Annotated in this window: 1 protein-coding gene; it reads left to right on the top strand. The window is 67.3% G+C overall.

Features of this window, described 5'->3' with window-relative positions; all coding sequences use genetic code 11:
- Positions 1-244: 244 nt before the first annotated feature.
- Positions 245-19,192 carry a BapA/Bap/LapF family large adhesin gene (locus IFT80_RS17190; RefSeq protein ID WP_192137942.1) on the top strand — a complete coding sequence of 6,316 codons (18,948 nt, stop codon included), beginning with the start codon at positions 245-247 and terminating at the stop codon, positions 19,190-19,192.
- The last annotated feature ends 105 nt before the right edge of the window (positions 19,193-19,297 follow it).

Genomic DNA, 19,297 nt, shown 5'->3' with positions numbered 1-19,297 from the left:
ATGGATTTTAAAAGTCAATCTAAAACAAGCAGTTATAAGTTTAAGGTGGGCTCGTCATGGAAAGATGTCAATTGTTTATCGTTCAGCCGGGCTGTTACGGGTGAACCGACCCAGTGTGCAGTGCCCCGTCCGGGGCAAACATTAGAAGAGACCTTGAATCACTGGCCTCGGTTAGCGCCGAGTACGCGTGAAGTTGTTTGTGCAGTGCCCCGTAGTGCACTGCAAGAATCTGCTAGGAGTAGGTATGGACAGTATCGTTGTTGCTGCGAAGTCGGCGCAAAGCACCTCGGAAATCGCCTGGGGCAATATAAAGCTGTTGGATACCAGCCTGGTCAAACTGCCAGTGGATCCCAGCGATGTCGCTTCGGCCACGCGTTCCGGCAACAATCTGACCATCACCCTCAAATCCGGCGAGCAGATAACGCTCGGAGACTTCTTCAAGGTCGATGCGGCCGGGCAGCAGAGTGAATTGGTCTTCGAAGGCCAGGACGGTTTTCTCTGGCAGGCCAACTACGGTGAACCCTTCACCGGCTTTACCTTCTCCGAAGCCTCGACCGTGGACGAATTGCTGCTGGCCGGTGCGGCCGCCAGCGGTGCCACGCCTGGCTGGTTGCTCGCTGCGTTCGGCCTGGTAGGCGTAGGCGCCACCACGGCTGCAGTGGGCGGCGGAGGCGGTGGCGGCGGTGGTGGCGGCGGCGCGCCCGTACCGCCCGTGGAACCGGTACCGCCCGTTGATACGACGGCACCGGGCGCCCCGACCGGGCTCAGTTTCGCCGCCGATGGCAGCAGCGTTTCGGGCAGCGCCGAAAGCAATGCCTCGGTGATCATTCGCGATGCCCAAGGCAACGTGGTCGGCAGCGGAACCGTGGGTGCCGATGGCAATTTCCAGGTGGCGTTCCCCACGCCTCAGGCCAATGGTGAATCGCTGGAAGTGATCATCACCGACGGCTCGGGCAACAGTTCGGACCCGGTGGTCATCACCGCACCCGATATCACTGCGCCCGCAGCGCCCGGTGCACTGGCGCTCAGTCCCGATGGCAGCACCTTGACCGGTACCGGCGAGCCCGGCGCTACCGTCACCGTGACCACGGCCACCGGCGTGGTCCTGGGCTCGGCCGTGGTAGCGGCCGACGGCACGTTCAACCTGACCCTGACCCCGCCGCAGATCAACGGCGAAGCCTTGAGCGCCACGCAAACCGATGCAGCGGGCAACCAATCGCCCGCCGCAGGCCTGATTGCGCCTGACCTGACCCCTGGCCCTACGCCTGACCCAACGCCTGACCCAACCCCCGACACCACCGCTCCAAACGCGCCGACCGGCCTGGCCGTCAGCGCCAATGGCAGCGTGCTGACCGGTCGCGGTGAGGCCGGCACGCTGGTCAATGTCACCGATGCGGCCGGTAACCTGATTGCCACCGGAACCGTGGATGCCAGCGGCAATTTCCGCGTCGATCTCAGTCCTGCACAGGCCAACGGGCAGGGCCTGGGCGTTACCCTGACCGACGCCTCAGGCAATGTTTCGTTGCCCGCCAACGTGCTGGCCCCGGACATCGAGGCCCCGTCTGCGCCGAGCAATTTGAGCATTGACGGCAGCGGGTTGGTGCTCAGCGGACGCGCCGAAGCAGGCGCTACCGTGGCGGTGCGCGACGCTGCCGGCAACCTGCTCGGCACCGGTACGGCCAACGCCAGCGGCATCTTCCAGATCACCTTGAGCGCTGCCCAGATCGACGGCGAAACCCTCAGCGTGGTGGCCACCGACGCGGCGGGCAATGCGTCGCCGCCTGGCCAGTTGCAGGTGCCGGACCTCAGCGTGTCCGAACCGATCACCGATTTCGTCGTCAGCGCCGATGGTTTCTCCTGTGGCGGCCGTGGTCAGGCGGGCGACACCGTAACCATCACCAACGCCGCCGGCGACGCCATCGGCAGCGCGGTGGTGAATGCGTTCGGCCGCTTTTTCATCCGTTTCGCACTGCGCCTCACCCCCAATGAACCGATCACTGCCACGCAGACCGACGAGAACGGTAACGTCACCTCCACGTTCAGCATGTTGGTGCCTGATGACATCGGCCCCGGCACCCCGGACAACCTCAACCTGAGCCAGGACGGGCTGACCCTGACAGGTACCGGCAATGCCGGCGATACCGTGCGTGTCTTCACCAGCCAGGGCGTGTTGCTGGGCAGCGCCATCGTCAACGTCGATGGCAGCTTCTCGATTACCCTCGGCCAGGCCCAGACCAACGGCGAGACACTGACCCTGATAGCCACCGATTTCGATAACGAAACCTCGGTGCCGGTGCCCTTCGTTGCGCCCGACAGCACAGCGCCAGCCGCCGTCGGCAACATCGGTTTCAATGCCGATGGCACGACCCTGACCGGCATCGGCGAGCCTGGCGCCACCGTGACCGTGCGCAATGCCCAGGGCAACGTGGTAGGCACTGCTACGGTCAATGCCGCCGGCAATTTCGTTGTCAGCCTCTCCCCGGCCCAGGCCGATGGGCAAGTGCTCAGCGTCAGCCAGACCGATGCGGCCGGCAATCCTTCGCTTGCGGTACCGGCGACGGCGCCGGACATCACCGCCGGCGTGGACCTCAGCGAAGTGGCTATCAGTGCTGACGGCAGCCTGGTGAGCGGTCGTGGCCAGCCGGGCGATACCGTCACCGTCACGGCAGCGAACGGGGCAGTGCTGGCCACCGGCGTGGTCGCGGCCGATGGCACCTTCAACCTTTCCCTGGCTGCGCCACAGACCAATGGCCAGGCGCTGCTCGTCGGTCAACAGGACGCCGCCGGCAATGCCTCGGCCAATGTCGGCCTGACCGCACCTGATCTGGAAGCGCCGGTGGCACCGAGCAACCTGGCGCTGAATGCCGGCGGTACCGTGCTCTCGGGCGTGGGCGAGGCCGGCACCACGGTGTCGGTGAAAAACGCGGCCGGCACGGTGCTGGGCACCGCCCTGGTCGCGGCCGACGGCACCTTCCAAATCACCCTGTCGAGTGCCCAGGCCAACGGCCAGGCACTGACGTTGAGCGCCGTGGATGCGGCCGGCAACAGCTCGGCATCGGTTCCCTTCACCGCGCCGGACACCACCGCGCCGAATGCGGTCACCAACCTGTTGATCAGCGCCGACGGCCTGACCCTGACCGGGCGTGGCGAGCCGGGTGCCACGGTGACCATCAGCAATGCTGCAGGCGCGGTGATCGGCACTGCCACGGTTGGTGCCAATGGCAATTTCAGCACTGCGCTGGCACCGGCCGCCGTCGAAGGCGACCTGCTGAGCGCGGTGCAAGCCGATGCCGCCGCAAACGTTTCGACCCCGGTCTTCATCACGGCACCCGACGCGATTGGCCCGGGCACGCCTGGCAATCTGGCATTGAGCAGCGACGGCCTGCAGCTGACCGGCACCGGCAGCGCCGGCAACACCGTCAACGTCTTCGGCCCGCAGGGCAATCTGCTGGGCACGGCCACCGTAGCCGCCAACGGCACGTTCGTCATTACCCTGACCCAACCCCAGACCAACGGTGAAGTGCTGTCGGTGGTCGCCACCGATGCGCTGGGCGAAGCCTCGGTGCCGGTCGAAATCACCGCCCTCGATTCGACCGCGCCTGACCCGGTGAGCGGCGTTGCCATCAGCGCCAACGGCGCTACCGTGACCGGTAGCGGTGAAGCAGGTGCCAGCGTCATCGTGCGTGGCGCCAACGGTGCGGTGATAGGTACCGGCACCGTCGCCACCGACGGTACCTTCAGCGTCGCCTTGAACCCACCGCAACTGAATGCCCAGCAGCTTCAGGTCAGCCAGACCGATGCATCGGGCAACAGCGCCACCGCCGTCGACCTGACCGCGCCCGACCTGACCGCACCGGCCGCGCTCTCGCAATTGGCCGTGAGCAACGACGGCCTGACCCTGACCGGACGCGGCGAAGTCGGCGCCACCGTGACGGTGCTCGCGCCGAACGGCGTCGCGCTGGGCACAGCAACGGTGGGCAGCGACGGCTTGTTCAGCGTCACCCTGAACGCCGCCCAGACCAACGGCCAGAGCCTCAGCGTCAGCCAGAGCGACGCTGCCGGCAACCGCTCGCCCATCGCTCTTGCGCAAGCACCCGACACCGATGCGCCTGGCGCACCCGGTGCCTTGCAGCTCAACGGCAGCGGAACCGTATTGACCGGCCTGGGCGAGGCCGGTGCCACGGTGCGCGTGGTCGGTGCCAACGGCGTCGAGCTGGGCAATGCCGTGGTCGCGGCTAACGGTACGTTCCAGGTCAGCCTCTCTCCGGCCCAGGCCAACGGCCAGTTGCTGGAGGTCACCCAGACTGACGGCGCCGGCCAGACCTCGGTGCCGGTAGCGATCACCGCTGCCGATAGCACCGCTCCCGGTGCCTTGACAAATGTGCTCCTGAGCCGTGATGGGCTGAGCGTGACCGGCACCGGTGAGAGCGGGGCCACGGTCACCGTTCGCGCGGCCAACGGCGCCGTCCTTGGCAGCGCCGTGGTGGGCAGCGATGGCACCTTCAGCGTTGGCCTGGCCAGCGCTCAGGTCAATGGCGAACGACTGGGCGCCGCCCAGACCGACCCAAGCGGCAACGTGTCGCCGACCACCTTCGTCACCGCTGCCGATGTGACTGCGCCCGGCGCCCCGGCGGCCCTGGCGCTGGACGCCAGCGGGCTGGTGCTGACCGGTACCGGCGAGGCGGGCGCCACCGTGCGCATCACCAATGCACAAGGCACGCTGCTGGGCACCGGCACAGTGGCAGCCAATGGCACCTTCAGCATTACCTTGAGCGCGGCCCAGACCAATGGCCAGAGCCTCAAGGCCGTGGCCACCGATTCGGCCAGCAACAACTCGGCGGCCAGCACCCTGGTCGCCGCCGACACCACCGCGCCGATTGCGGTCGGCAACCTGGCGATCAGCCCAAATGGCCTGACGCTGTCGGGCACCGGTGAAGTGGGCGCCAGTGTCGCCGTGCGGGCCGCCAACGGCGACCTGATCGGCACCGGCACCGTGGGTGCCAATGGTATTTTCGTCATTGCACTGAATCGTGCGGCGCTGCAGAGCGACGTCCTCAACGTGATCGAGACCGATGCGGCCGGCAATGCGTCGCCACCCGTGACTGTCAACGGGCCGGACGGCAACGAGCCGGCGGCCCCCGGCAACCTGGTGATCAGCCTCGATGGCGTGACGCTCACCGGTACTGCTCTGGCCGGCAACACCGTGACCGTCGTCGATGCGCAAGGCGCAGTACTCGGCTCGGCCGTGGTCAATGCCTCCGGCCAGTTCAGCCTGACCCTGTCGCCGGCGCAGAACAACGGCGAGCTGCTCAGCGTGCAGGCCAGCGACGGCGTACGCGTGTCGGTGCCGACCCTGCTCACGGCGCTGGACGCCACGCCACCCGATGCCCTCGACAATGTCCAGCTCAGCGCGAACGGCAGCACCTTGAGCGGTACGGGTGAGGTCGGTGCCACGGTCAACGTGCGCGGCGCCCAGGGCCAATTGCTCGGCACCGGCACGGTCGGCAGCGATGGCACCTTCAGTATCGCTTTCACCCCGGCACTGATCGACCGTCAGGTACTCACCGCCACCCAGACCGATCCGGGTGGCAATGTCTCGGCGGCGGTCAGCGTGACTGCTCCGGACTTCACCGCTCCGCTGGCTGCGTCGGGCTTGAGCCTGAACGCTTTGGGCACGGTGCTCAACGGTGTCGGCGAGGCGGGCACCACAGTCGCCGTGCGCGATGCGGCAGGCGTGATCATCGGCAACGGTAGCGTGGCCGCCAACGGCACGTTCCAGATCACCCTGACCACGGCGCAGCTGACCGGCACCACTTTGCAAGTGACATTGACGGACGCGGCAGGCAACGTTTCGCCCTCGGCGGCGCTGCCTGTCGCCGACGTTACCGCACCGGGCGTGGTGACCGGCCTGCAGCTCAATGTGGCGGGCACGCTGCTGACCGGCAAGGGTGAAGTGGGCGCGACGGTCAGCGTGACCGCAGCCAATGGCGCGGTGCTTGGCAGCGCCGTCGTCGGTGCAACCGGCAGCTTCGTTGTCAATCTGGTACCTGCGCAAGCCAATGGCGAGGTGCTCGATGTGCAGCAGGTGGACGCTGCGGGCAACCTGTCGCTGCCGGTGGCGCTGGTCGCCGCCGACGTGACCGCGCCCATCGCTTTGAGCACTGTTGCCATCAGCGCCAACGGCGCGGTCGTCACCGGTGTGGGTGAAGCGGGGGCGACCGTGCGGGTATTGACCAGTGCCGGTGGCGAACTGGGTACTGCGACGGTCGGCGCCGATGGGCGCTTCTCGGTCACCCTGAGCACGCCGCAGATCAATCTGCAGTCGCTCACCGTGACTCAGGCCGATGCCGCCGGCAACCTGTCGGCCAACGTCAACCTGACTGCGCCTGACTTGCAGGCGCCGAGCGCGCCCACCAACGTCGTGCTGACCGCGCAAGGCTCGGCCGTCACGGGCCAGGCCGAGCCCGGCACGGTGGTGTCGGTGGTGGTCAGTGACGCCCAGGGCAATGTGCTGGGCACTGCGACCGTCGCCGCCAACGGCACTTTCCAGGTCAACCTGAACACGCCGCAGACCAATGGCCAGACGCTGCTGGTGACCTCCACCGATGCCACCGGCAACGTGTCCACCTCGATCACCGTCATCGCTGCCGACCTCACCGCGCCCAACCTGGCCACCGACCTTGCGGTCAATCCTGCAGGTACGCTGCTGGCCGGCAAAGGCGAAGTCGGTGCCACGGTCACCGTGTTCGATGCCCAAGGCACGCAGATCGGTACCGGCACCGTCGGCCCGACTGGCAGCTTCCTGGTCACCCTGACACCCGTCGCACAGAACGCCGTGCTGAGCGTGACGCTCACCGACCGTTTCGACAATGTTTCGCTGCCCGCCAGCGTGACGGTGCCCGACGCCAACGGGCCCGATCAACCCACCGCGCTGGTGCTCAGCGCCGACGGCCTGCGCCTGAGCGGGATTGCCGACGCGGGCAATACCATCACCGTGCGCGGCCCCACTGGCGTGCTGGGCACCACCACGGTCAATGCCGATGGCACGTTCCAGCTGACCTTGAGCGCGGCGCAGACCAATGGCGAACAACTGGATGTCGTGGCCAGCAGCGGTGGCTTCAATTCGCTGCCCGGCCAGCTTACCGCCATCGACAGCACAGCTCCGGCGCTGACCAATGTCGTCATCAGCAATGACGGCAGCCTGATCACCGGGCGCGGCGAAGCAGGCGCCACGGTCACCGTACTCAACCCGGCCGGCGTGGCGATTGCCACGGCCATCGTCGGTATCAGCGGGCAGTTCAGTGTGACGCTGACGCCGCCGCAGATAGATGCGCAGCGCTTGCAGGTCAACCAGGTCGACGGGGCGGGCAACAGTTCGGTGCCGGCCACTGTGACCGCACCTGACCTGACCCTGCCCGGCAGCGTGCTGCAGCCACTGGTAAGCGCCGATGGCCTGGTGGTCAGCGGGCGTGGCGAAGCAGGTGCCACGGTTACCGTGTTCGCCAGCAATGGCGTGGTGCTGGGCACCGGCGTGGTCGATGCAAATGGTCTGTTCAGCGTCAACCTGAATCAAGCCCAGAACAATGGCCAGACCCTTACCCTGTCGCAACGCGACCTGGCCGGCAACGAGTCGGCAGTGGTCAGCGTGCAGGCAGGCGATACCCTGGCTCCGTTGGCGCCCGCTGCGCTGGTACTCGACAGCACCGGGTCGTCGCTCAGTGGTACCGGCGAGATCGGTGCAACCGTTCAGATCAGAAATGCCAACGGCGACCTCGTCGGCAGTGGCGTGGTAGGCGCCAATGGCCGCTTCCAGATCAGCCTGGACACGCCGCAGGTAGCCGGGCAACTGTTGGCCGTCACGCAGAGCGATGCGGCGGGCAACACCTCGCCAGCCACACCGCTGAGCGCCCCGGACACCACCGCGCCGACCGCGCTGCTCAATGTCCTGCTCAGCGGCGACGGACGGCTGGTCAGCGGCAGTGGTGAGGCCGGTGCCACGGTCACTGTGCGCAGTGCCGCTGGCGTATCGCTGGGCAGCGCTGTGGTTGGCGCGGACGGTAGTTTCAGCGTTACCTTGAGCAGTCCGCAACTCAATGGGCAAACGCTGTCGCTGGTGCAAGTCGACGCCGCCAGCAATGTCTCGCCAACCTTCAGCCTGCAGGCAGCCGACATCACCGCTCCGGCAGTGCCTACCGGGCTGTCGCTGAGCCTGGCGGGTACGCTGCTTTCGGGTGTCACCGAGGCAGGTGCTACCGTTAGCATCACCGGAGCCCAGGGCCAAGTCATCGGCAGCGGCGTTGCCGGCAGCGATGGCACCTTCGCCATTACCCTGGCGTCTGCCCAGGCCAATGGCCAGGCCCTGCGCGTCACGGCCACCGATGCCGCAGGCAATACCTCGGCGTCGGCCACCCTGCTGGCAGCCGACATCACCCCACCGGTCGCGGTCAGCAATCTGGTGGTCAGCGCCGACGGCACCTTGCTCAGCGGCTCGGGCGAGGCCAATGCCACCGTGCGCATCACCGCCGCCAACGGCGATCTGCTCGGCACCGGCACGGTGAATGCGAACGGTACTTTCCTGATTACTTTGAACCGGCCTGCCATCCTCAGCGACGTGCTGACCGTGATCGAAACCGATGCCGCCGGCAACCCCTCGCTGCCGGCGCAGGTCAACGGCCCGGACGGCGGTGCGCCGATCGCTCCGGCCAATCTGCTGCTGACCCTGGAAGGCGCCATCCTGACCGGCACCGGTTCGGCGGGGGCGCTCATTCGTGTCACCAGTACCACGGGTGTGCTGCTGGGCAGCGGTACGGTCAATGCGTTGGGTACGTTCAGCATCCTGCTCGATGCCCCGCAACGCAACGGCGAAGTGCTGAGCGTGCAGGCCAGTGACGCGATTGGTCGTGTCTCGATTCCGGTGTCGCTGACTGCCGGAGACACCACTGCGCCCGACCTGCTTGCCAACGTCCAGCTCAGCGCCAACGGCGCGCTGGTTACCGGCAACGGCGAGGCAGGCGCGCAAGTCACCGTGCGCAACGCGTTGAACCAGTCTGTCGGCACCGCCACGGTGGCCACGGACGGCACCTTCACGATCAACCTGGTGCCGGCCCAGACCAACCTGCAGGTGCTCACCGTGACCCAGGCCGATGCGGCCGGCAACCTGTCGCTGGGCGTGACCCTGATCGCGCCTGACCTGACCGCGCCCGCAGCGCCGGTCGCGCTGGTGCTCAACGATGTCGGCACAGTGTTGACCGGCGCCGGCGAGGCGGGTGCCAACGTGGTGGTACGCAACGCCCTGGGCGTCCAGGTCGGCACCGGCACCGTGAACGCCAACGGCACGTTCCAGATCACCCTGGACGCGCCGCAGATCGACGGCGGTACCCTGAGGGTCACCCTCGGCGACAGCGCGGGCAACCTGTCCGTGGTAGGCAGTGTGGTTGGCCGCGACACCCTTGCACCGTTGGCGGTGGTGGCGCCTGTCATCAACGCCGACGGCAGCCTGATCACCGGGCGCGGCGAAGCGGGTGCGACCGTCACCGTCACCAGCGTCGCCGGCACCGTGCTCGGCTCGGCCGTGGTTGCCGCCAATGGCACGTTCAGTCTGGTGCTCGATCCTCCCCAGGCCAACGGCCAGCTTCTGGACGTGCTGCAGACCGACGTGGCCGGCAACGCCTCGGTGTCGGTTGCGCTGCAGGCGCCGGACATTACCCCGCCCACCGCGCTCAGCGAAGTGCTCATCAGCGCCGATGGCCTGGTGGTCAGCGGTCGCGGCGAGGCCGGTGCTTCGGTTCGCGTATTGCTCGGCAACACCGAGCTGGGCCGCGCCGACGTCAATGCCAGCGGGCAGTTCACCATCACGCTGAACAATCCTCAGGTGAACCTACAGCAGCTCACGGTCAGCCAGGTCGATGCCGCCGGCAACTTCTCCGCCAACGTCACGCTGAACGCACCGGACCTGCAGGCGCCGGCAGCCCCGACCGATGTGGTGCTCACGCCGCAGGGCGGGGCAGTCATCGGCAAGGCAGAACCTGGCAGTGTGGTCTCGGTGGTGGTCAGTGATGCCCAGGGCAATGTACTGGGCACGGCTACGGTGGGGGCCAACGGTACCTTCCAGGTCGACCTGGCGTTTCCGCAAACCAACGGCCAGACGCTGCTGGTCACGTCGACCGATGCCGCCGGCAACACATCGACCAGCATCACCGTGATCGCCGCCGACCTCACCGCGCCGGATGCGCCCATTGCCTTGGGCGTCAGCCTCGATGGTTTGACCGTGGTTGGCCAGGGCGAAATCGGCAGCACTGCCACCGTGCTCGCCGTCAACGGCGACGTGCTCGGCACCGCAGCGGTCGGTCCGAACGGTATTTTCACTGTCCTGCTGCTGCGCGCCGCCAGCGAAAACGAGGTGCTCAATGTCACCTTGACCGATGCGGCCCGCAACGTGTCGACGGCAACCGTCGTGGTCGCCCCGGATGTCAACGGTCCCGATCAACCCACGGCGCTGCTGCTGGGCGGCAACGGCCTGACCCTCAGCGGGCAGGGCGATGTGGGCAACACCATTACCGTGCGCAGCGTGACGGGCGTGGTACTGGGCACGGCAGTGGTGGACGCCACGGGCAATTTTCAGGTCGCACTGAACGCGGCCCAGACCAATGGTGAAACCCTCGAAGTCATCGCCACCAGCGGTGCGCTGGTATCGCTGCCCGCGCTGATCACGGTAGCCGACACCACGCCGCCCGGTCTGATCAGTAATCTGCTGGTCAGCCTCGACGGCACTCAGGTCACCGGGCGCGGCGAGGCCGGCTCGATCGTCACCATTCGGGGCCCCGACAACGCCGTGCTGGGCACGGCGACGGTCGGCGTCACCGGCGCCTTTACCGTGTCGCTGAACGTCGCGCAGACCAATGGTCAGCTGCTCAGTGCCGTGCAGGTGGACGGCGGCAACAACCCATCCACAGCTGTAACCGTGGTTGCTCGCGACAGCACGCTGCCCGACGCTCCCGCAGCGGTGCTCAATCCTGCCGGCACCCTGGTGACCGGCACCGCCGAACCCGGCACGCGGGTCACGGTCATCGTCAGCGACGCTCAAGGCAATGTCCTGGGCACTACCACGGTGGCCGCCGATGGCAGCTACGAGGTCGACCTGGGCACCGCGCAGGCCAACGGCCAGACCTTGCTGGTGACCACCACCGATGCCGCCGGTAACGTGTCCGCCAGCACCACGCTGTTCGCGCTGGACACGACCCCACCTGCGCCGGTCACCGCGCTGGTGATCAGCCCGAATGGCGATCTGCTGGCTGGCCGCGGCGAGCCGGCTGCCGAGGTGACCGTGCGCGACGCGGGCGGCACCGTCATCGGTATCGGCGTGGTCGGTGCCACGGGCAGCTTCCTCATCACCCTCACTGCCACCGTCGCCCCAGGGGACGTGCTCACCGTCGTACAGGAAGATGCCGCGGGTAACGCGTCGGACGACGTGGACGTAACCGCACCCGATGGCACCGGCCCGGACCAACCCAGCGCGCTGCTGCTCAGTGGCAACGGCCTGCAGCTGAGCGGTCTGGCCGATGCTGGCAATACCGTGACCGTACGCAGTGCCACCGGCGTGGTGCTGGGCACCGCAGTGGCCGATGGCAACGGTGCTTTCACGGTCGCGTTGTCGAGCCCGCAGCTCAACGGCGAACAGCTGGAAGTGGTTGCCAACCTCGGTGCGCTGGTCTCGGTGCCTGCGCAAGTGCAGGCCCTCGACCTGACCGCGCCGGGCGCATTGACCGATCTGCTGGCCAGTGCCGATGGCACTCAGCTGACCGGTCGCGGCGAAGTGGGCGCCACCGTTACCGTGCTCGCGCCCGACGGTACTGCGCTGGGCAGCGTCGTCATCGGCGTTACCGGCACCTTCACCGTACCGTTCGCGGTCGCGCAGCTGGGCGGCGGCAATCTCGCCGTATCGCAGACCGACGCGGCCGGCAACCTTTCGCCGACGGCCTTGGTGCCTGCGGTGGACAGCACACCGCCCGTGGCACCTACCGCCGCCGTCGACCTCAGCGGTGGGGCAGTGGTGGGTGTTGCGGAACCGGGCACCGTGGTGACGGTGATCGTCAGCGATGCTCAGGGCAATGTGCTGGGGACCGCCACGGTCGCCCCCAACGGCAGCTACGAAGTGGTTCTGGGGGCGGCGCAGACCAATGGCCAGACCTTGCTGGTCACCTCCACCGATGCGGCGGGCAACGTCTCGTCGACCACTCTGGTGGTCGCGCCCGACACCACGGTGCCGAACCCGGTCACCGACCTTGTGGTCAGCGCCGACGGTGCGCTGCTGACCGGCAAGGGCGAAATCGGCGCGCAAGTCACCGTACTCGGCGTGGGTGGTGTCGCGGTCGGCACGGCCACGGTCGATGGCAACGGCAATTTCACCGTGACGCTCGATCCGATCTCCGGCGACCGCACCTTGCTCAGCGTCACCCAGGCCGACCCGGCCGGCAACGTTTCGACCGTCGCCACCGTCACCACACCGGACACCAATGGCCCGGATGTACCGACCGCACTGGTGCTCAGCACCGATGGCCTGCAGTTGGTGGGCCAAGGTGATGTCGGCAACCTGATCACCGTGCGCAACCTGCAAGGGACCGTCCTGGGTACCGCGACCGTCGATGGCAGCGGCGTCTTCCAGGTGCAGCTTTCTGCTGCCCAGCTCAATGGCGAAATCCTCCAGGTCACGGCCGCCGACGGCGCGCTGACCTCGCTGCCGGCGCAACTGACAGCGCCGGATGTGACCGCTCCCAGCAACCTTGGCGCACTGTCGGTCAGCCTCGACGGCACGGTCCTGAGCGGACGCGGCGAAGCCGGTGCAACCGTGGTGATCACTGGCCCTGGCAACGTGGTGCTGGGCACTGCCGTGGTCGCGGTGACAGGGGTGTTCATTGCCAACCTGGCCACGCCACAACTCAACGGCCAGGCCTTGAGCGTGGTGCAGACCGACCTGGCCGGCAACGCTTCGCTGCCCCTCGTCACGCTCGCCGGCGACCGTACGCCACCCGCAGCGCCGGCCGATCTGGCGGTCATCAACCAGGGCCTGGTGCTGACCGGCACGGGTGAGCCCGGTGCACTGGTTACCGTCACCAATGCCCAGAACGTCGTCCTGGGCACCGCCACCGTCCTGCTCGATGGCAGCTTCCAGGTGGTGTTGAGCCAGGCGCAGGTCAACGGCCAGGCCCTGGGCGTGACCCTGACCGATGCCGCGGGCAACGTGTCGGTGCCGGGCGCCATTCTGGCGGGCGACACCACCGCACCGGTGCCTTTGACCAATATCGCCATCAGCAATGACGGCGCATTGACGAGCCTCTTGACCGGCAAGGGCGAGCCCGGTGCCGTGGTCAGCGTGACCCGGCTGGACGGTACCGTACTGGGCAGCGGCGCGGTCTCGGCGGCGGGCAATTTCAGCGTCACTCTGACGCCAGCGGTGATCACCGGCGAGCTCCTGAACCTGGTGCAGACCGATGCCGCAGGCAATGTCTCGCCAATCGCGACGATCAATTCGCCGGACACCACTGCGCCCGAATTGCTGACCCAGGTCGCAATCAACCTCACCACCGGGGCCACTGTCACCGGCCGGGGAGAGCCCGGCGCCACGGTGACCGTGCGCGACGCCGCCGGGGTAGTCCTGGGCAGCGCCCAGGTGGCAGCCGACAACAGCTTCGTCGTGACCCTGTCGCCGGCGCAGATCAACAACCAGCCACTGACCGTGGCCCAGACGGATGTGTCCGGCAACGTGGGTGCAAGCACCCCGATCTTCGCTCCGGACCTGACCCCACCGGCTGCGCCGACGCAACTGCTGCTCAATGCCAGCGGTACCGTGCTCAGTGGCGTGGGCGAAGCCAATGCCACCGTGCTGGTGAAGAACGCGGCAGGCGTGACCCTGGGCACGGCGACCACCGTAGCGGCCGATGGTACCTTCCAGGTGACGTTGCCGGCGCAGCTCAACGGTCAGTCGCTGGTGGTGACGCTGACCGACGCGGCTGGCAATGTCTCGGGCCCCGGCAGCCTGCTGGCCGGCGACACCACGCCGCCGGCGGCGCCGACCATTCTGGCGCTGAACGCGACTGGCACGCTGCTCACCGGTACCGGCGAGCCCGGTGCGCAGTTGATCATCCGCAACAACCTCAATGTGTCGGTGGGCACCGGCACGGTCAACGCCGATGGCACCTACAGCGTCACGCTCGGCGTGGCGCAGATCAACGGTGAAGTGCTCAGCGTCCGCCAGGTCGATGCCGCCGGCAACGCCTCCGCTGCGGTCACCATTACTGCCAGCGATCTCCAGGCTCCGACCGCACTGGTCAACCTGGCGGTATCGACCAGCGGCCTGCAACTGACCGGCAGCGGCGAAGCGCTCGCGCGCATCGTGGTCAAGAACGTGCTGGGCGTGCAGATCGGCGCGGCGACTGCCGATGTCGATGGTAATTTCACCGTCAACCTGGCCACTGCTCAGCTCAACGGCCAGGTGCTTGTCGTGACCCAGGCCGACGTGGCTGGCAACGTCTCGCTGCCGTTCAACTTTGCCGTACCGGATGTCACCGCGCCACTGGCATTGACCCTGACGGCGGTCAGCGCCGACGGTCGTATCGTCACCGGGCGTGGCGAAGCCGGCGCGACGGTGACCGTCACCGGTCCGCTGAACGCGACACTGGGCACCGCCGTGGTCGCCGCGGACGGCACTTTCAACGTGACCCTGAGCACCCCGCAGACCAACTTCGAAGCTTTGCTGCTGGTCCAGCGCGACGCTGCGGGGAACACCTCTGCCGGGGTCACCGTCAACGCCCCTGACCTGACCCCTCCGGCGCTGCCGACAGGGTTGGGCCTGAGCGCCAACGGCCTGCTGTTCAACGGCACGGCTGAGGCGGGCGCGAGGGTGTTCGTGAGCAACGCTCAGGGCGCGGCGTTGGGCAACGTGCTGGTCGGCGCCAATGGCACCTTCAGCGTGCCGCTGAGCCTGGCGCAACTCAACGGTGGGACGCTGGAGGTGTACGCGCAGGATGCGGCCGGCAACAAATCCGCGTTGGCACGTTTGACCGTTCCCGATATCACCCCACCGAGCCTGGCCACGCAACTGGTGGTGAATGCCGCTGGCACCGTTCTCACCGGCAAAGGCGAGGCCGGGGCGACCGTCAGTGTCGGGTTGCTGGTCGGGCAGACCCCTGTGGTGCTTGGCACGGCTGTGGTCGACGTCAATGGCAACTTCCAGGTGCCGCTGCTGCCGGCTGCCCTCGGTGGTCAGCTGTTGACCGTGATCCAGACCGATGCGGCGGGCAATCCTTCAGGTATCGCCTCGTTGAACATTCCTGTGGAGCTGCCACCGGCCGCGCCGCAGGTCAGCACCATCACCAGCAACGGCGTGACCCTGACCGGCACCACCGAGGCGGGCACTACCGTGGTGGTGCGCAACGCCGCCGGGACCGTGCTCGGCACCGGTGTCACCACCGGTACGACCTTTACCGTGACGCTCAATCCACCCCAGGCCAACGGCCAGGTGCTCGAACTGCACGCCACCAAAGGCGCGCTCACGTCGATCGCGACCTTCTACACCTCGGTCGACAGCACCGCGCCAGTGCCCATCACCGCACTGGACGTCAACGGTACCGGTACGCTCGTTACCGGCCGGGGCGAGGTAGGCGCCACCGTGCGGGTCACCAATGCCGCCGGCGTGGTGGTAGGCACTGGCGTGGTCGGTTTGAACGGCAGCTTCGCCGTGGTACTGCCAGTGGCCCAGGCCAACGGCGGTACCCTGACGGCGGTGCAGGTGGATGCCGCGCAGAACGTGTCCACGGCGGTCAGCATCGCCGCGCCCGATATCGTCGCACCCGTGGCACCGGTGATCACCGGCCTGAGCAATGCCGGGCAGACCCTCAGCGGTACCGGTGAAGCCGGTGCCATCGCCACCGTCTACAACGCTGCAGGGGTTGCCATCGGCACGGCCACCGTGCTGCCCAACGGCACCTTCGCGGTCACGTTGAGCAGCCCGCAACTCAATGGCCAACTGCTCAGCGTCAAGCTGGCCGATGCCGCCGGCAATGTGTCGGTGGGCACGCCGTTCCTGGCACTCGACACCACCCCACCGACGGCGCTGGTCAACGTCGCGCTGGCCACCAATGGCAGCACCGTGAGCGGGCAGGGCGAGGCCGGTGCGCGGGTGACCGTCAGCGTCGGCGGCGTGGCATTGGGCAATGCCGTGGTCGATGCCAGTGGCAACTTCAGCGTCGGCCTCAGTGCCGTGCAGCTCAATGGTCAGCAACTGACCGTGGTGCAGACTGATGCCGCCGGGCTGACGTCGCCGATCACCACACTCACGGCCCGTGATGCCACCGCGCCGAACGCACCGACCGCACTGTTGCTGGTCGGCGGTGTGAGCCTGAGCGGCGTCGGCGAAGCCAACAGCACCGTCAAGGTCTACGGGGCCAACAACGCTCTGCTGGCCGAGGGGCCGGTGAATGCGCTGGGTCTGTTCACGGTGACACTGGCTGCGCCGCAGCTCAACGGAGGCGCGCTGCGCGTGACCCTCACCGATGCGGCCGGCAACGTGTCCGCAGCGGGCCAACTAGGTGTGGCCGACACCACGCCACCGGCTGCGCCAACCGCCACTATCAGTGCCAGCGGCACCGTGGTGTCGGGCACCGGCGAGGCGGGGGCCACGGTCACCGTGCGCAGTGGCGCCAGCGTGCTGGGCACGGCGCTGGTCGCCGCCAACGGCACCTACAGCGTTACCCTCAATGCCGCGCAGATCAACAGCCAGGTGCTGACCGTCAGCCAGGCCGATGCCGCCGCCAACGTTTCGCCAACGGCCACCACCACCGCGCCGGACCTGACCCCACCGAGCCTGGCCACCGGGCTGGTAGTGGCGGGCGATGGCCTGACCCTGCGCGGTACCGGCGAGCCGGGCGCCACGGTCAGCGTCAAGGCAGCCAACGGCGTCGTGCTCAACGTGGCGCCGGTCACCGTGGGGGCTGATGGCACCTTCACCGTGGCCTTGAACGCCGCGCAGATCAACGGCGAGCGCTTGAGTGTCACGCTCACCGACGGGCGCGGCAACGTCAGCGGCGGCGCGGCTGTGGTGGCACCGGACATCGACGTCAACGAGCCAGTGATCGCCTCCAACAACCTGGCAACCGCTACGGTCAACATCACGCCAGTCACGGTGGCCAGCGACTACACCAACACCAGTGTCAGCCTGCTGCTGGGCCAGGTGAAGGCGTTCGGTTTCACGGTGGCTGCCGGTACCGTGACCGACCCGTTGATCACAGTGACCAACAACGCCTTGCTCGGTGTGCTGCCAGCTTCGGCCTTCGCTCTGGAGGTGCAGAACGCCGCCGGCAACTGGGTAACCCTGGCCAACAGCACGACCAATCCGCAGTTGCTCAATCTGATCGGGCTGGGGACCAACCAGGTGCAGGCCGACATCGGCTTGCTGCAGGCCGGCAACTATCGCCTGACGGTCGCCAGCAGTCTGGTTTCGCTGCTCGACAGCCTGACCACGCAGATCCAGTTCGTGACCACCAGCCTGACCCAGTTCACCGGAACCCCGGCGCCATTGGACGGCAACGTCATCACCGATCCCGGTGTGAACGGCCTGGCTGACCGCACCGGGCCGGACAACGGTGCGGTGCTGCAGGTACTCAAGAACGGCACCTACGTGACGGCCGGTGCGGGCACCATGGTGCAGGGCCTGTACGGCCAGTTGACCATCGACAGTACCGGCAAGTACACCTACAACCCGAGCGGGGCAGTCGCCAGCGTGGGCAAGGTCGAAGACTTCCAGTACCAGTTGGTGCACCCCAATGGCTTGAGCTCGACGGCCCATCTGTACGTGCGCATCGACAGCGCCAACGTCAACGAGGTGTGGAACCCCAACAACCTGGCCGCCAACGCCACGCTGGTGGACGCGATCAACGACACGGCGGCGAGCGCGTTGAGCCTGGTCGGTCAGTTCACCGACAATACGGCCACGATCGGTCGCTATGACAGCAGCTTGCTCGGCGGTCGCGGCGAGTTCACGTTCACCGTGGCGCCGAACACCTTGAGCGACCTGACCTTGTCGGTCACCGGCAGCGGCCTGTCGCTGCTGTCGCCGGTCAACTTCGTGCTGTCAAAGCTGCAGGCCAACGGCACCTATGTTCAGGTAGGGTCCTATTCGGGTGCCAACCTGATCGCGATCGGCAGCGCTGGCCTGGGTGTGCGCGTCGAGGACCAGACTGCCGGCACCTACCGCCTGGTCGTCACCAACGGTGGCCTGGGAGTGGCATCGAGCTACACCGCCGCAGTACGTCAGGAGGCGACGTCCACCAGCACCTTCGTGGTCGGCAGCGCCACCACGGCGGTGGGCAACCTGCTGACCGGGGCGGGCGCCGATGTACTGGGTTCCTCGTACACCTCGCTCAGCGTGCTGAGTGCCGGGGCGTTCGTTCTGCCTGGGGTCAACGGCGTCACCATTGCCGGTGCCCATGGCGCGCTGCTGGTCAATGCCGATGGCAGCTATGCCTATACACCGACTTTGAATCAGGGCAGCGCCGTTATTGGCCAGACCGACGTGTTCACCTATCAACTCAACCACCCCACCGGAGCCAGCGATACCGCCACCCTGACCATCAACCTCAACAACGCCGCCACGCCGGCCACCTTCGCGCGCCTGGCGTCGTTTACCAGTGACGACACCAGCGCCGATCACGCTGCCGTTGCCGGCAGCGACCGGCACGACCCGCAAGGCACTTCAGGCGATGATCTGCTCGATGGCGCCCAGGGCGGGGCGCTGACCTTGCACGGTCACGACGGTAACGACACCATCGTCATCTACGACCAGACGTTCGCCTCGGTCGACGGCGGTGCCGGGACCGATACGCTGAAGTGGAGCGGTGGCGATGCCGACATCGACCTGAGCAACCTGGCAGCACGCATCAACAACATCGAGGTCATCGACCTGAACCAGTCCAGCAAGGTCAATCTGACCTTGAGCTTGAGCGACCTGCTGTCGGTCACCGACGCCAGCACCGACAAGCTACTGATCCTGGGCGACAGCCACGACACCGTGCACATGACCGGCGCAACCTGGGCGCCGGGCGCCACACAGACGGACAACGGCGTGCAGTACAACGTCTACACTCCCCAGGAGGACCCCTCGCACCATCTGTGGGTCCAGAGCGGTATCAGTGTCGTCTGATACCCGCTACCAGCGTCGGGCCTGCGGGCCCGGCGTCGCGGCAGGAAGTCGCACGCCGCCTGAATCGGGCGTGCCATCAAGAACAGGAAGTGGGGGATTGGCTTG

The organism is Pseudomonas sp. CFBP 8771 (genome assembly GCF_014841695.1).
In the GTDB taxonomy this organism is placed as follows: Bacteria; Pseudomonadota; Gammaproteobacteria; order Pseudomonadales; family Pseudomonadaceae; genus Aquipseudomonas; species Aquipseudomonas baltica.
This window is presented reverse-complemented; position numbering and strand designations above follow the sequence as displayed.